At 41.9% G+C, this 14,684-nt stretch carries 18 protein-coding genes; 2 read left to right on the plus strand and 16 right to left on the minus strand.

From position 1 onward, the window contains the following. Positions 1-29: 29 nt before the first annotated feature. Positions 30-1,832, minus strand: a complete 1,803-nt coding sequence (locus Q0590_RS26550) for a TrkH family potassium uptake protein (protein ID WP_302040669.1) — start codon at positions 1,830-1,832, stop codon at positions 30-32. A 524-nt stretch (positions 1,833-2,356) separates the two neighbouring features. On the opposite strand from Q0590_RS26550, the gene Q0590_RS26555 reads away from it, so the two are divergent. Then, entirely contained in the window at positions 2,357-2,722 is a 366-nt protein-coding gene (locus Q0590_RS26555) for a hypothetical protein (protein ID WP_302040670.1), read from the plus strand. 881 nt (positions 2,723-3,603) lie between these two features. Here Q0590_RS26555 and Q0590_RS26560 read toward each other — a convergent pair. Next, positions 3,604-4,026: a hypothetical protein gene (locus tag Q0590_RS26560; RefSeq protein WP_302040671.1), complete on the minus strand. Its 423-nt coding sequence runs from the start codon at positions 4,024-4,026 to the stop codon at positions 3,604-3,606. A gap of 311 nt (positions 4,027-4,337) precedes the next feature. On the opposite strand from Q0590_RS26560, the gene Q0590_RS26565 reads away from it, so the two are divergent. Continuing rightward, positions 4,338-4,556, plus strand: a complete 219-nt coding sequence (locus tag Q0590_RS26565) for a hypothetical protein (RefSeq protein WP_302040672.1) — start codon at positions 4,338-4,340, stop codon at positions 4,554-4,556. Between the two features lie 657 nt (positions 4,557-5,213). Here Q0590_RS26565 and Q0590_RS26570 read toward each other — a convergent pair. From Q0590_RS26570 to Q0590_RS26635, 14 genes are all read right to left on the minus strand, one after another. Then, positions 5,214-5,480: a hypothetical protein gene (locus tag Q0590_RS26570; protein ID WP_302040673.1), complete on the minus strand. Its 267-nt coding sequence runs from the start codon at positions 5,478-5,480 to the stop codon at positions 5,214-5,216. A 262-nt stretch (positions 5,481-5,742) separates the two neighbouring features. Next, entirely contained in the window at positions 5,743-6,492 is a 750-nt protein-coding gene (locus tag Q0590_RS26575) for a hypothetical protein (protein WP_302040674.1), read from the minus strand. A gap of 56 nt (positions 6,493-6,548) precedes the next feature. After that, positions 6,549-7,373, minus strand: a complete 825-nt coding sequence (locus tag Q0590_RS26580) for a hypothetical protein (protein WP_302040675.1) — start codon at positions 7,371-7,373, stop codon at positions 6,549-6,551. Positions 7,374-7,471: 98 nt separating this feature from the next. Beyond that, entirely contained in the window at positions 7,472-7,792 is a 321-nt protein-coding gene (locus tag Q0590_RS26585) for a tellurite resistance TerB family protein (RefSeq protein WP_302040676.1), read from the minus strand. Between the two features lie 121 nt (positions 7,793-7,913). Next, entirely contained in the window at positions 7,914-8,702 is a 789-nt protein-coding gene (locus Q0590_RS26590; RefSeq protein ID WP_302040677.1) for a prohibitin family protein, read from the minus strand. Positions 8,703-8,791: 89 nt separating this feature from the next. Next, on the minus strand, positions 8,792-9,127 hold the full coding sequence (locus Q0590_RS26595) for a hypothetical protein (RefSeq protein WP_302040678.1): 336 nt from the start codon (positions 9,125-9,127) through the stop codon (positions 8,792-8,794). A 64-nt stretch (positions 9,128-9,191) separates the two neighbouring features. Beyond that, entirely contained in the window at positions 9,192-9,392 is a 201-nt protein-coding gene (locus Q0590_RS26600) for a hypothetical protein (protein ID WP_302040679.1), read from the minus strand. Between the two features lie 89 nt (positions 9,393-9,481). Continuing rightward, complete coding sequence (locus Q0590_RS26605; protein WP_302040680.1) at positions 9,482-10,240, minus strand: hypothetical protein; 759 nt, start codon at positions 10,238-10,240, stop codon at positions 9,482-9,484. Positions 10,241-10,266: 26 nt separating this feature from the next. Further along, positions 10,267-10,635: a hypothetical protein gene (locus Q0590_RS26610; RefSeq protein ID WP_302040681.1), complete on the minus strand. Its 369-nt coding sequence runs from the start codon at positions 10,633-10,635 to the stop codon at positions 10,267-10,269. A gap of 432 nt (positions 10,636-11,067) precedes the next feature. Then, a complete protein-coding gene (locus tag Q0590_RS26615; protein ID WP_302040682.1) occupies positions 11,068-11,631 on the minus strand; it encodes a DUF2490 domain-containing protein in 564 nt (187 codons plus the stop codon). A gap of 6 nt (positions 11,632-11,637) precedes the next feature. Further along, a complete protein-coding gene (locus Q0590_RS26620; protein ID WP_302040683.1) occupies positions 11,638-11,811 on the minus strand; it encodes a porin family protein in 174 nt (57 codons plus the stop codon). 123 nt (positions 11,812-11,934) lie between these two features. Beyond that, positions 11,935-12,405 carry a hypothetical protein gene (locus tag Q0590_RS26625; protein WP_302040684.1) on the minus strand — a complete coding sequence of 157 codons (471 nt, stop codon included), beginning with the start codon at positions 12,403-12,405 and terminating at the stop codon, positions 11,935-11,937. 87 nt (positions 12,406-12,492) lie between these two features. Beyond that, on the minus strand, positions 12,493-13,086 hold the full coding sequence (locus tag Q0590_RS26630) for a carbonic anhydrase (RefSeq protein ID WP_302040685.1): 594 nt from the start codon (positions 13,084-13,086) through the stop codon (positions 12,493-12,495). 133 nt (positions 13,087-13,219) lie between these two features. Beyond that, entirely contained in the window at positions 13,220-14,587 is a 1,368-nt protein-coding gene (locus Q0590_RS26635; RefSeq protein WP_302040686.1) for a HAMP domain-containing sensor histidine kinase, read from the minus strand. Positions 14,588-14,684 lie beyond the last annotated feature (97 nt).

Consider the following 14,684-nt stretch of genomic DNA (forward strand, 5'->3'; position numbering starts at 1 on the left):
GCTTTGTGAGCTGTACTTCAAAAGTCCGGTTAACCAACCATTAAATATGCGTTGGGGTACTGATAGGCGTTGCTGATCACCTGGCGGCTTACAGCCAAGGCAATCGTGAGGGTGCCCACTCTCCCAAGGAACATAGAAATAATTAATACTACTTTGCCAACTGCTGACAATTGCGGGGCAATACCCACACTCAAGCCTACCGTGCCAAAAGCTGAAACCTGCTCAAAAAATACATGAAGTATATTAAGATCCGGCTCAGTAATAGATAGAATGAACAAGGCTACTAAATTATATGCAGCTGCAAAAGTAATGACACTATAAGCCTTAAAGAGCAGATCATTGGGTATGGTTCGTTTATCTATAGAGATAATTTTTTTTCCACGGATCGAACTTATGACGGAAAGGGCAATAATATAGAAGGTAGTGGTTTTGATGCCGCCTCCGGTAGACCCCGGGGATGAACCAATAAACATGAGAAACATCAGCAGGATAAGGGTAGGCACATGCAGATTGGTCACATCAACTGTGTTAAAACCGGTTGTACGGGTGACGGATTGAAAAAATGAAGCAATCAAGGACTCCATTAGATTAAGCCCCGCTAAGGTGTTATTTTTTTCCAGGATAAAAAAAATAACCATTCCGAACACAATCAATCCAAAGGATACGTACACGGAAATTTTGGTGTTTAGCTTCCAGTCTTTCCAAGGCTTAGCTAGCCTCTCCCGTAAAGAGGATATAGAAAACAAGTCCATCAAGGATGAAAAGCCCAGACTGCCTAAGATAATCAGGAGGGCGATAACCAGTTGTAAAATATATGCCCGCTGAAGGGGTTGTTCATACAAGCCATTGGTATACAAGCTAAAGCCGGCGCTGCAAAAAGAGGAAACCGCATGGAAAATGGAAAAGAACAACTTCTGCCCCAAACTTTCAAATTCAACCTCCCTGCCCCAGGCAAAGAATATAGCAACAAAGCCAATACTTTCAATTAGCAGGGTAAGCAACACTATTTGCCGGAGCAGCCCCCGGGCAGAAAATAAAGATTCTGTACTTAAAAAACTCTGCATGATTGACTGATGTTTAATCCCTACGCCTTCTTTCAAAAAAAGCGCAAAAAAGGTGGCAAACGTAACCATGCCTATCCCTCCTATCTGTATCAAAAACAGAATTACTACTTGTCCTTTAAAGGTAAAATAGGTAGCTGTATCCACTACTATCAGCCCGGTCACACAAGTAGCACTGACAGCTGTAAAGAGGGCCTCCAGAAAAGCCATAGAGCTTGGGCTGTTTGTCATGGCAGGCAGCATTAACAGGCCTGTACCCATAGCTATAATCAGCAGGAAACTATAGATCAAGGTAACGGCCGGTTTCAGCCGGACACCAGATATACGGGTACTCACTTTAGAAACTTCTATGCCTACCAGTAGCAGAATAAGCAAAGTGGTGGCCACTTCATAGAAAGCACCTACATTTTCATAGCCAAGCAATTGAGAAAGAATGTAAAGTACATTTGAATTGAAAAAGTAGTAAGACACACCATTGTATACTAAAAACCCCATCAAGGCTATTTCTACGATAGTATTCCTGAGAAAAGTTATCCGTTGAAAGGCATATAGGAGCCGGACTAGATAGATAACAGTATAGAGAAGGATGACTGCATTAAGAAAAATAAAAATGCTCGAAACCTCACTGCTTGTTAGGTAGAAACCATATACATACGTAAGTAAGCTAAAGGCTGCAAAGGAATTGATATAAGTCAGCAGATTTAACAATGAATGTACACGGGCTTTACTGTTATATAGTAACCTATTTAGCTTTTCGATCGACAGCAGCATAAATATGAATGGTCGGTTTATTCTAAATTATTTGATTCACACAGCATTTTCTTCAGAATTATCAGTGTAGATTAGCTATACATATCTTATTTATGGCTTAAACACAATTTTAAAAGCTGAATAGGGTAACAGTAAAAGATAGTTATTTTCATTAAAAAACTAACGATTTTACAGGATATAGAGACGATATTCTGCTTGTAGAATGGCTGTAGTTGAAAGGAAGTACCCTTTGTCAAACAATAGATGCTTAAGTTCCATTCAGCCAACTAACCTTCACGTACTGTTGGGTCAAATGTAGCAAGTTCAATTTTGAGTAAAACTCCCTGGTAGAGTAGAAGATTGTAAATTTATTAACTGTTGAAGGTTAATCTTAATTTATTTGATGGCTACATTGTGGATTTAACTTTTCTTTTGCTTGTTTTACAACTTTACCTTAAGCAGAAAAGTATTGAAAGGTGGTATCTGTGGGTAGCTATATCCTTGTTACTGCTCTTTGTGCTGATGCTGTCAGCTAAACTAAGTCTATGTTTTCTATTACAGAACTTATTGGCAGAAACTCTCAAGCGATAGAAAGAATAATAGGACGGGCTCAAAGTTCAGAATTAGTAACAAATCGTGAAATTTCAGGCTGGACCAAGTCGTATTACCAACAAAAATCAATTCTTATCTTTTATATAGATAATGTGGCTGACTGGATTATTGTGCATAAGATAGATAATAATACGATTGAGGAATTTATTGCTTTCCTGAATCTCAGAATAGCACAAACTAATCTTCAACACTTTGGTATAGTTAAATATTATAATATTTGTGGATTAAGGGAAGTAGCCATATTTGGAGATAATATAGGGCGTATACAAATGATTTCTATCAAAGCCTTTACGGAATGAAAAGTGAAATTTACATATAAAACAAGAGGAAACATTTAAAATATAGTTGTTGTTCACAATTTTATCTTGCTCTGTGCATTTAAAGATCAACAAAAGAGCAGATACAGTAATTGCACTTATTTGTTATTCTCGAATGGGAGTACAATTCTGGTAGCCGTCAGCAAACGGCCAGCTTTTGTATCTTTGTTTGTTGTTACGTTTTATCATTTTATTCTTAAATATATAAATACAAGAAGCCTGTAATCAAGGAATGATATTATTTACTTGTTAAGGATATAAATATTAGTGAAGTTTTCCTTTTTTTATTATTTTAGCTCTTGAGATATATCTTAGTTGGACGAGATGGGCGTAACTGCCTAGGAGCTATTTTTGTAGACTATAACTTAATTTTTATTGAATGCTTTTTCTGATTTGAGCTTTCTATCAGGAAAATAGTGGAAAATAGCAAGGCTGTGTTTATCGCACTACTGTTCTACCCGATACTTCAGGCTGTATGGTACAGTAGATACAAACTGGAAGAGTAGTTACTACCTCTTGTGGCCTTTCTAAGCGCTGGCTTATCTGTGATAGTCTACCAAAAAAGCCATTTCTGCCAAGTTATGAATGTATGAACGACTCCTTGATTTTCTCCTATGGTAATCTTATATGGTAAAATATTCGGGTTCCAGCTCCTGATCCTAGTAGCTTTAGTCTGGCTGCTCTATGCCATTGAGCATATTCGTCGTAGACACTCTTCTACTTATAGGAAAATCTAATGCTGACTACTTAGGCTGGAGTTTTGGTAGATGCTCTTGCCTTTACTGTTGGTTCCTAGGGTAGGTGCTGTAGACAGTATTTCGTTTTATCTAACACCTGAAGTTGATCTGTGGCTATATTATGCTTTATGGCTCATTCAGAACATATGCGCATGCTTGCATGGCCTCCGCTATATCAGCGTATATTCCTCTCTGATAACTCTCCATAGCACACTCTGCTACTTGCATTTCAGATACGTTGGTCTTACTTTCCTTTCTGAGAGCAGTTAAGGCCAAACCTATTTTGCAATAATTCTCCTCAGTTACTTTCAGCTGGAAACAGGTAAGTAACTGATCCATGGTAAACTGTATAGTTACTTTTGAAGGCTTTCCTGCAAAGGAAGACTGCATCATGGTGAGTGCATCCACTTTTACTTCCCCTTTACCCATGGCAGCGAGGGGTTGTTTCAGAGTAGCTGAAGAAATCATTAAATAGAAGCTATCCAACAGGAGTAGTCCTATAAACAGAATATTCACCCTAGATATGCTTTTGCTTTTGGCGGCTTCCATAATAGTAAGTAGTTGTGGCCGTTTCTAATCCCTGTTAATGAAAATAGCATTTGGAAAGGTAACTTCTTAATACTTACTGGCTTTGTTTGGCTATCCTTTTTCAAGGGGATGTATATGTATGAGAGCTGTTTTAGTGCCTTTTTGATGTGTTCTTTCCCCTTTTGCCCGTCTTTGTTTTTTATTGGAATAGTAAAAGGAGAAGATCAGTAACTATTTACAAGTACCGAGTTTGTAGATTAGAGAAAAACGAGTATGTTCGCTTATTTACCGGTAAATCCGAAAACGATCTTTCTCAACATAGTTACGCCTGCATGTTACCCTTTAAAAAATTAACGGTTCATTACTTCTCCCCTGCCAACAGGTTTTACAAAGCAAAGCTTGAACAAAATAATCAAATCAGTACGCTTTCCCAAGAAGAAGCCCTAAAGCTCATTGCTTCTACTACTTGGACCTCTACAGAAAGCAAACAAATAAGTGATAACAAGCGATTATTGATCGAAAAAATCTATTTACTAACCTTGGCACCTTAGGCCCTTTCTCCCTTCGTTAGCTGTTCGTATTGTTGTTGCTCTCCGCCGTAGGCTTAGTGTTGGTTACTCCTTTTGCCCAATACTGTAACATTAGTATGTCAATTATAGGGAGATGCTTACCGCATCAACTTCATATACAGAGGATAAAATTCTAGTAGTATACTAAAGATGAGTTACAGCTAGCTACGCTTTCTTTTGACTTAAAGAATTTAAATCAATTGAATATAACATAGGTGTGAGCAGAGAATAAGCATATATTAACTTAATCTTTATCAATACATGCCTAGTTATCAGCAATTTATATAATAATACAATATTTATAATATTTGGCATTGTTTCAAGAGATTTCAAAAAAGCTTTCATTTGTATGTGTAAACATATATCTTGAGCGCTTATCCATATCTGGCCTGTAGCCTTATTACAGGTGGACGCAACCAAAAACAGCGTCTATATAAATGATAAAAGCCCTCATTATCAATGAAGGCCTTTATAGATATACACTTTTTGCATCATGAATCGCTTCATAACTGGTGAAAATCTACATATTTATTAGATACGCATGTACATTTTCATCAAAAATATTTATGAAGCCAAAGGCAGTCTATGTAGCTCTTATATAGGCTGCTTTTTTGCTTGTCAGATGGGAAAGTCAGTGTTTTATTCCCTGCTTAAATTCAGATTCTCTCTGCTCATGCCTGCCTTGTTTTGGGCGGAGGTATCTAGTGGATCGCTTAAGGGTTCTTGTTTTTGGGCTCCTATCTTAGAGAAATGCATTTGAATCTCTCCTTCCGATAAGTTTTGCCAGTTAGGGATCTGCTTTAATTCATCAATGGTATAATCATACCGGTTGCTTTCCGAATTGATGGAAGATTGTAAAGGGGTGCCCATGGCCGAAAAATCTTGTTCTGGCTTGTTATTGGTCACAATTGTACTAATTTGTGTAACCTTACCCTACGAACAAGGATAACTCTTGGTTTATTTTTTGGGCTCATTGAAGTTAATTTAACTACCCGTATTCTTTAACTATAAAGTAAGATGGTGATTGAACCTTTTCAAACTATATTTTCTTTCTACAGTCTGTGTGAAAAACAGAGGCCTGACAACGTACCTGACCTTTCATTTACAGGAATTTCCTATACCTATATTTTACCTTTTCATTTGGTAGATTCAACAAGCCAACAAATAGTTAATGCACCGGATCAAAGCCAAGAAGGTTAACTTCCAATACAAGCCCAGCCCGGTTCTCACTGCCAGGATTTGGAATAAGACTACCCAGGCAAAGTTGCAGCCGTTTGGTTAGTGAGTAGTTAATTCCTAACACCGATACACCCGTTGCATTCCCGCCCGAAATTATATCTCCCATTAGCATCAATTTTTCACTTACCCTAGCTTCAAACCCTGCCTGCAAGCCCACCCTATTATTTCTGCCTACAAAGCGGTGGTCTGTTATATAAGGCCCGGCTAGTAACCTCAAGCCTTTTGTGGGTTCATACACCCACAGATTGTAGGTAAAGTGGGTGAGTTGTGTATAGCCCTGGTTGCCGGTTAGGTTAAAACCTGCCTGGGTACCTATGCTTGTTTTCCATTTTTTGCCCAACCGGAACATTTTCTGGGTAGTAAACAACAGCAGGGGCTTCATAGGTGTACCTAAACCCTCATCATTTACAGTCAGGAAGGCAGATTGCCCATTGAGGTTCATTTTTAGATTGATCACATTTACACCTCCTTCCCATCCTTTTCCCAGTCCATACACAAAATGATTTTTAGATTCTAATTCCTGCAGGCTATAGATATTGGTCTGATGCTGAAAGAATCCTTTGCCTTCGGGCGTAATTTCACCTGCCGGTATATTAAACAGGTTCTGCTGTGCATAAACCCTCTGAAAGCACACCAGCACTAACCATATACTTAGCTTCACGAAGCTTTCTTTTGTCATTGATTACGTCTTGTTTACAACAATCTAGATTTTATGTACTCATTATTTCTGTTATACTAATTGTTTCTGTTCCTGTCCGGCCTGCTGAAGATGGAAAAGCGGAAGAAAACAAAATCGGGACTTGACAGGGGCTGGGGTCTGTATCCGGCAAACCCGGTGGCAGTTGCCAGGCGCACATTTACTGGCAAGAGCTCTGTATAAGCTACTGCTTTATTAGCAAAATAGGGCTGCCAGGAATAGTAAGTAAAAGACCCTGCCAGCGTCATTACTTTGTCTCTTTTAAACAGGGTAGAATCAGTCATTACATAGCTTCTGCCGCTGCCATATCCGTATGTTTTGTTTGCCACCATACAGCCACAAATAGCTAATAGGAGAGCGGAGATGAGGTTCAAAGAAAGATGAGGCCGTTTCATAGCGGTACGTTTTTGTGAATACTTACTACTCGACAAAGAAGATTTTTTAGCCATTAGCTTCTCTGAGACAACCGTTAACTGGTAGCTGCCAGGCGAAAGTGCCGGAAACTGCTGCCCGAAGCGGATAAGCAAGCCGTTTTCTGCCCGGTGCCAGCCTTGGTAGTGTGTTCTGCCCAGCATATCCTGAATGGTCATATGTAGTTCTTGCCTTAAGGGTAAGCTAAATGACAAATACATATCCCCGCCATTGCCCTCAGCAGGCTGAGGGTGTATTTTCACGGTAAGATTTTCCTCAAGAAGTGGCAATATCGTGCAGGCCTGGTAAAGCGTTTTACCAGTATGTTTCAGGTTGGTTGTTTTTTCTGTCTGATGTACTGCTAACGTTTGTTTAGTAGTAAAAAGCAGCAACAGCAGCGCAGCAGACAAACAATGCCTTGGAGCCGGATGACAGAATAAGCAGGTTTTCATAGCAGGAGAGGATTTGGTTGAAAAGAGAGGGTATATATTTTTACTTTTTACTCCAGACTGTAGCTGTCATAGTCTGGCTATATCACGGCGGCATCGTTTCAATAAGTCTTTCTCCTTGCGGGAGATCCATCATAAGCCAGGGCCACCTGCTGAAGGATTGCCATAAATTTTTTCTTGGTTTCCCCATCAAAATCTTTCTTGTTTTCCCTGAACCGCCGTATGGCAAATCCATAGGCTATTTCCGGACTGCTATCATAGGCTTCCCGGAGCCCAAAAGCATACAAGGCCATTTCTCCGTTCAGGTCTTGGCAGAGCACCTCATTAATAAACTTAGACTCTTCGGCTTGCAGACGGCCATCGGTTTTGGCAAGGGCATACAAGAGACTGCCTAGTCCCATATATAGATCTTGTTTAGGCATCGTGTAATTGATTTAAGTTGTGAATTAATTTAAGTTGTGATAGATATTTTTAGAGAGGGTTGTATGCACCTACTATTGCACATGCATACAACCTGTATTCAGTAATAAAATGGTAGCCCGCCTAATCGAGTTGCTGCGGAGAAAGCAGCATGGGTGTTTGCCCGTTTGTGACAATGACTTTGCTATTGGGCGAAGCAGACAATCTGTTGAAGGCTTCTATAGACTTAAACTGGATCAGCATCGGGGTAAGCCCTTCGTTGATGATTTTCTGTGCATCACGAATACCTTCTGCTTCAATGATCTGCCGCTGGGCTTCCTGGCGTTGCTTGGCCAGCACAAACTCCATGCGCTGGGCATCCTGTTCGGCTTCCAGCTTTTCCTCAATAGCCTGGGAAAGGCCAGGCGGTAGCACAATGCTCTTGAGCAAGACCGATTCAATGGTAAATCCGCGGTCTAGCAGGCGGCTGGTCATCAGCTCACAAATGGATTTTTCGATAGCTGCCCGTTGTCCCGTATGCATGTCTTTGGCATAATAGCTGGCGGTTATGTCTGCTGCCGCTGAACGGAACACGGGAAGAATGACTACTTCTTCATAATTACGCCCAATGGTTTCTACAATTCTAGGCACTTGCCTGCCTTCTACCCGGTAGAGAATAGAGACATCTGACTGGATGGTTAACCCCTCTTTGGAGGGTAAAGGCATGCGTACTTCAATATTAATGGTACGGGTAGGTACTTTGATGATGGCCGTAGTAAAAGGATTGAACCCTACTACCCCCGGCACGGCTATCTGCGGGTGAATTTTTCCCAGCGTACGCCTGGCGCCTACTTCTCCCTGCCTGACGATGGTGCAGCTTGTGGTGAGTAACAGCACAAACAAACCTATATATAGCGGATGATACGTTTTCATAGTTTCGTCTTTAAAGTTTGAAATAATGTATAGCCGTTAGTTGCTTTGTATGCCGGGCTACTTTGCCGGATTTGGTGTATTTACAGGCCTTAATCCTGTAACCGGGATGTATGCCTGTTTTCTGTATGTGCTGCTCTCTGTGCCTCAGATGCGCGGCTGGCAGCAATAGGCTCAGTCCGCTGTTGCCTTTTGTAATTTCTTCTTGAATCTGCCAGGGAAGGAATTACTTCCCGGACTATTATAAACTGCGTCTCTACAAAGCTTTTTTCCCATTGTCTGGCCAGTGAAGCTTTATTGGGATGTTTATAATTATGGACTGAGTAAGAAGGATCTGTTGTAAATGATGTTTTTTTGCCGGTTTGTGCTTCTGTATCAGCGCAAATAAACAAAGCCGGTAAGGTCAATATAATTAATAGCGTTTTCATGGACTTCTGTAGGTTAAGTGAAATTCAACTAAAAGCTGATGCATACGTATTGCTTTATCCTTCTTCAGCCATAAGTCTCTGGATGTTTTTGTGCTTTTTTCAACAAAGAAGCTATTTTCAACGCAGCTACTTGCAGTATGCTGCCCTTCCACCTGGACGCTAAAGAGCCGAACCAGCGGCTGCTGGCAGCAGTGTGAAAATATATGGTAGACTTTCTTCTCTCACGCTTGAAGAGATTGAAACGGTTATCTCTGAAATATGGCATCGTTTTAATAGTTTAGTGATAAAAACTTGTTTCTGATTGATTACACCACAAAATTGCGGCGGCAGGCTTAGAAGGAGATTAAGGATAGATTAGAATGTACTTAGAAATGGAAGCAGGGTCAGGCTTAGGGCTAGCCCGGAAAAAAGGGTGAGCGGCTCGTCCCATACCTCACCGGCAGGGTATCTCTTTTCTTCTATCAACTGTAAGGCGTTGTAGTAGCGGAAGACAGCCTTCAGATGTGTTTTATCATGCAGGTCAAGCTTTCTGCTGCGGATAAATTCCTCTATTTTACCGGCCTTGTCTGCCATTAGGGCTAACAATTCTTTTTTGCTTCCATTAAATTCGTGCATCTGCCCCTTTTTATCCAGCACATAGAATTCATCTACTTTCACGATATGGACAAACGGCTGATGAACTATACCCGGATGGTGAAACATACCTGGCTGGTGAATCATACCTCCATGAAAGCGATTAGGCATAAACCTGTCTTGTATACGCTCTACTTCCCGGCTCAGCAGGTTCAGCACTCCCGGTTGCAGAAGTTCAAAAAACTGGTAGCGTTGCCGGCGCTTTTCAGAAAAGGGCAAGGGGTAAAAAGTGCGGTGGATTCTGGACACAGGATCGAAAACTTCATAAGAGTCTATCTGGCCGGCGTTATAGGCTTTTATACCACTCTCCTGCATAAGCAGTAAATAATCTTTTTTCTGATTGTATTGCAGCAGGGCATCCAGGCTTTCTCCACTTTTCAGGTATACTGTGCCGCGATACCAGTAATCAGGGCTGTCGTTTGCGTGAAGCAATATAGGCGCAATAAATAAACTCAGCAAGGTTATATATAGGCGGTTCATGGCTTACAATTGTTTAAGGTGAAAAACTATTTTCCATCTGGCGCAGGGTTCTCTTCCGGTAAAGCAGCTTCATGTGTTAGGATTCTTATCAGCTTATCTTCTGCCGGATATGTATGCGAACTGGCTTTTAAGCGGGCTAATTCCTGGTCGGAGAGTAACTTAGCAGACAATAAGGAGTCATACCGGAGCAGGTGTTTATCCTGCAGCTGCTCCAGGTCTTGTATGCGGGTATAGGAAATAATGTTTCCTGCAAAAGAGATCATACATATAGCTGCTATACTGGTCTCCAGCAGTAACTTATTAGCCCGGGCATTTATGCGGGGCTCTGTTATGGTTTCATCCGCGTACAGTTCATCTTCTGGCAACTCCCGGTAGCGTATTCTGAACTCTGACATAACTCTGGTGTTTGTTTACATCAAAGATGCAGCAGCTAGCTTGGAAGGAAATTAAGACAATATTAGAAAAGGCTTAGAATGTGTCCGGCCTGGTGGTTTATAGTTCACAGCTAATTGTCAGTAGCCATTGGTGAGCCGGCTTGTCTGAATTTATTATATCTATTGTAAGTGGCCTTTTATGCGTATCAACGATCAAGTAAATATGCAAATTTGGAAATGTAAACCATTCGAGAGTCGTTCAGGATAGTTGAAAATTAAAAGTTGAAAATCAGTAAGGTATTATGAAGGTATTTCTAATTTAGTTCTGTGGACTTGCTCATTTACAGCGAGAATTACTTTATAATTGACTTTGTCCTTCTACTTATTTCATACAAACTTTTTGCCTGATGGATATAGCTTTCGATAACTGTTGAACTACTTTGTAAGTTTGATTTATTGTTTATCCTTGTAAAGATTGATGTTACAGAAATAGGCAATTACCAGGGTATGATTATTTTCAAACACCAATTGCCTGTCTGGCTGCAGGTTTCGTTGCTGGACTAACTGGTGCATATAGCCGGCTTCTATTCTTCCGGGGCTGCCCAGGTTAAAGCCGATGGCCCCGTAGATCCTGTTCTGGTCAAACACATTATAGCTCACCTGCTTTCCGAAGTTAATAAAAATTTCATCCTGAAAGGCGGCATAAAATTCGTGATGTTCCATGGTTTTTCCCTGCAGGGGCCATACCACGCGGAACATATACCGGAAGCGATTTTCATATCGCCCGTTTTCAAACCTACCGGTAGCCGCATTGCCCAGAAACCGTTGTTCGGGCCTCAGCCGGTGCTGAACGGTAAGCCTCCCTAGGGGCTGTGTTAAAAGGATGGTTTGCCAGATCCGGTGTTCCGGAAAGGCATTGGCTACCGGATATTCGCCGTACGGGTAGGTTTCTACAAAGCAGTAGCCTGCCGTGATGCGTACCTGCGGATGCGGATAATAATCAATGCCTGCACGCAACAGCAATTACAGCAATTGCTGCCATTCGTCCAACATTACCGTCCGACGTACCTGCGCTTCTGCATGCAAGCCCCACCGCTTACTGAATTTATGATTGCCAGAATACTGTAGCCAGGTATGCACATGACTGGCATTGATACGTGGCTGAACAGCTTGTGCCTGTAGGGATGGAAAAGCCAAAAAAAAGCTTAAGCAACTAAGAAATGCTGATTTTGTGTAGAGATGCATATAAAATTACTATTTTCTCCTAGAAAGTCTCTTCTCCTATCAAGCATACATAAGGCACAAAACGCCGCACCGGATTTATTTTCTTCCATTATAGGGAGCCATACTATGGGCAATTTTTTCTATCAGCTCCAGGTTGTTCAGGTACGCATCACTGGTGGCATACACATAGAGCAGAATAATATTGCCCCGGTGTTTAGCGGCCATTGCATCGAAGTGCACACTTTGTCCATCTTTTATGCCTCTGCCGGAAGTTTGCATAAACCTGATCCGGTTGTAGCGGGTAGGAATAAATTTGTTCTGGCTTACCCCAAAGTCTGTGAGCAGCTCTTGCAGGGCCTGCTCAGGTGTCAGTTGGTTGCTGTCATCTTTAAATTTTCCTACCAGAAAGAAGATCGTTTCTTCCGGGTTAACATACGTGGAGAGGATAGCCAACTTATGTGCCTGCCTGATATGGACCCAGTTAGCCGGAACCAGGTACTTAATGTCATAGCCTGCATTGCGCACCGGCTCCATCTGCTGCGCTGTTACCGGCTTGTCTGCACTCACAGTAAGCAAGCAGGTAAGCAGACAGCACAAAACTTGTATTTTAAAAACCGGCTGATTGATCATAGTAGTCATTGCGTTACTGTTTCTTTAGGGAAGGAATTCTACCCTGCCATCTTCCAGATGATAGATTGCCCCTACAATTTTGATTTTCCCTGCTTTTACGTCCTGGGCTAATACTGGCTCCAGTTCACGCAGTTTTTGTACCTGCAGCCGCACGTTTTCATAGATGGCATTGGTTACGTGGTCGCCGGGCTTTCCTTTGGTATTGAGTGCTGCCGGTTTAATCTCATTAATCAGGTGTACAATATGGCCGGGCACCTCTGGCACATTTACGGCCGCTGCCACAGCTCCGCAGGAGGTATGACCAAGTACCACGATCAGTTTAGCTCCCAGCACCCGGTCGGCAAACTCTATACTTCCAAAGGATGCCTGAGCGGGCACTTGCCCGGCTGTACGGACAATAAACAGGTCGCCTAGTCCCTGGTCAAAGATAATTTCACTGGGAACCCTTGAATCTGAGCAGCCCATAATGATGGCAAAAGGCTGCTGTCCTTTACTTAGGTTGCGGATCGTAGCCGGATCCTGTCGTGGACGGGCAGACTTTCCTTCGATAAAGCGTTTGTTGCCTTCCTTAAGCCGTTGTAAAGACTCATCCGGACTGATGCTTTGTGCTTTGGACATACTGCTCAAAAAGCCAAATACAATCAAAACTTGTAACAAATAGAGGATCTTCATTGGGGTAGCCTTTTTAGTTTGCTAAACCAAAGGTAGCGCCCCAGTATTAGAGGATGTTTAAAAAGGCATTAGAAAAAGCTTAGAAATGGCGTGGAAGGATAATAGCAATGGTAGTACCTTGCTTAAGAACAGAATGAATCGTAATGCTACCCTGATGTAAATCAATAATGCGCCTGGCTAAAGATAAACCTATCCCATGCCCTGGAATAGTCCCTACATTAGCAGCTCTGAAAAAAGGCTCAAAAATATGGGGCAAGTCTTCCGCTACAATACCTATACCTTCATCGGTAAAAGTGATCCTGAAAGCTTGTGGTTCGAAGGCAAGTTCTACCTTTACCTGCTTTTTTGGTGAAAACTTACAGCCATTTTCCATTAAATTGATAAATACTGCTTTTAACAGCAGTGCATTTCCGTTTATAAACAATGCTGCATCATCTTCTGGCATTTCCGGCAGGCGGATACGTATGGTATAATCCGGATGAGAGCCCAGCAGTTCGGATCTGGCTTGCCATAGTAGTTCATCCAGTCTCAGGGACGTATACCGGGTGAGCAAGGTGTCTGTGCTGAGGCCAGCCAGGCTGAGCAATCCATTCGATAATCTGATGATATCCTGTGTGTCTTCATGCAGCGATGTGAGTACAGCCTTATACTCAGCTACAGACTGATCGGCAAGCAAGGCTACTTCTATCTGGCCGCTGATAGCCGTGAGGGGCGTACGTAGTTCATGGGAAGCATGGGAGATAAAGGAACGTTGGGCCCGGAAAGCTTCTTCCAGACGGTTGAGCATCTCATTGAACGTGTTTGCCAGCTGCTTGATCTCATCTTCATTTTTTCCTTCTTCCACCCGTAGGTTTAAGTTGGAAGCCGTAATCTTAGCTACCTGCCTGATCACACGGGTAATAGGTTGTAAGGCATTGAAAGAAAAAATACGGCCGGCATAGAACACCACCAGAACCATTACCAGCCATCCAACAGATAAAATGAGAGCAAGATTGGCTTGTTTGCTGTATCCATATTTATCAATAGCAGAGGTGAATACAACATAGCGGTTATATTTGTCAGTGTAAAAGATGCCTGCTATTTCTCGTTGTCCTTGCTTGAAATAAACTTCTTTTTCTAGCCGTACCTGGTTTAATATCTCATTGTCCACTGCCAGGTAATCGGTGCCGCTCTCATAGATGATCTCATTCAGATAATTGTATATAATGATTTCCTCGGCATAGAGCACCGTGATCTGGTTGCGGTCCAGTAGTTTGAATAGTTCAGGGCTTATAGTTTCTTTGCCGAATAAGAGCTCAACAGAGGCATAAGCTTCTGCCTTTAGGCGGTTGTAAAACTCATTTTTCCGGTGAAGGGAAGAAAAGTAATAAATAGACAGGCAGAAGACCAGCAAAAGGGTAGCTACCAGCAGGGTAAATAACAGCGTAAGGCGGGTACGGATAGTCATTTAGTTAAGCAATATGCCACAGCTAACCGCTTAAGTAGCCTTAAGATTTACGTGTTTGCACTTTTGGATAATACTTAGCCGGTGCTGTAGCAACTTT

The organism is Rhodocytophaga aerolata, from assembly GCF_030503435.1.
GTDB classification, from domain to species: Bacteria; Bacteroidota; Bacteroidia; order Cytophagales; family 172606-1; genus Rhodocytophaga; species Rhodocytophaga aerolata.